General features: G+C 49.1%; 1 protein-coding gene. It reads right to left on the bottom strand.

Annotated elements, in window-relative coordinates; translation table 11 throughout:
- Nucleotides 1-230 (bottom strand): hypothetical protein (locus AAEY83_RS19010; protein WP_351061833.1); only part of this gene is annotated, 230 nt, incomplete at both ends.

The following is a 230-nucleotide window of genomic DNA, read 5'->3' as shown; positions in this document are numbered from 1 at the left end:
ATACTGACCGGTACATCCATATTGACTTGGCGCGCGCGAACTGCCGACCATGCAGACGTAAAGAACGGTATGCCCGCATAAAAGAACACGGGAATACTGACGAATAACGACACCCAACGCAAAAAATCGCGCTGTAATATCAACATCCCGCTATATTCACCAAAATATAGCGCGACCGCATACATCATTGCTTGCATCGCACCAAGTGCAGCGATTCCTAGGCGTAGCAG

The organism is Psychrobacter sp. TB20-MNA-CIBAN-0197, assembly GCF_040309765.1.
GTDB lineage: Bacteria > Pseudomonadota > Gammaproteobacteria > Pseudomonadales > Moraxellaceae > Psychrobacter > Psychrobacter submarinus.
The sequence above is the reverse complement of the archived record's forward strand: the minus strand, read 5'-3'. Positions and strand labels throughout refer to the sequence as shown.